Genomic DNA, 281 nt, shown 5'->3' with positions numbered 1-281 from the left:
GGATTAATATTACGCTACCTCATCGCTTACTGCATCGTATTGATACGCTAGTTAAAGCCAATCCCGAGTATGGAAGCCGTAGCGGATTCATTGCTGCCGCAGCACGTAAAGAACTCCAAAAAACCGATCAGTAAACGCTTTCAAGCTGCCGCTATCCGCGACAGCTTGAATTATCGCGATAAGATTATAGGGATAATAATCTTTCAATTGATGGCGCGTAGTAATAGCTACCAGAAACGGCTTTCGTCATACGCAGCAGATCATCATATTTACCATCAGTT

The 281-nt window shown here is 43.4% G+C and carries 1 protein-coding gene and 1 pseudogene; one reads left to right on the top strand and one right to left on the bottom strand.

Annotated elements, in window-relative coordinates; genetic code table 11:
- On the top strand, window positions 1–134 hold a 134-nt coding region (locus ACNQ0T_RS24110), incomplete at its 5' end, for a type II toxin-antitoxin system HicB family antitoxin (protein ID WP_417930485.1).
- A gap of 50 nt (window positions 135–184) precedes the next feature.
- On the opposite strand, the pseudogene ACNQ0T_RS24105 reads toward ACNQ0T_RS24110, so the two are convergent.
- Window positions 185–281 (bottom strand): annotated as a pseudogene (locus tag ACNQ0T_RS24105) (peroxidase); the annotation flags it as partial.

Origin of the sequence: Enterobacter cloacae complex sp.6700776 (assembly GCF_048284255.1) — a bacterium.
In the GTDB taxonomy this organism is placed as follows: Bacteria; Pseudomonadota; Gammaproteobacteria; order Enterobacterales; family Enterobacteriaceae; genus Enterobacter; species Enterobacter intestinihominis.
Note: the sequence above shows the minus strand (reverse complement) of the source record. Positions and strands in the feature narration are given on the sequence as shown.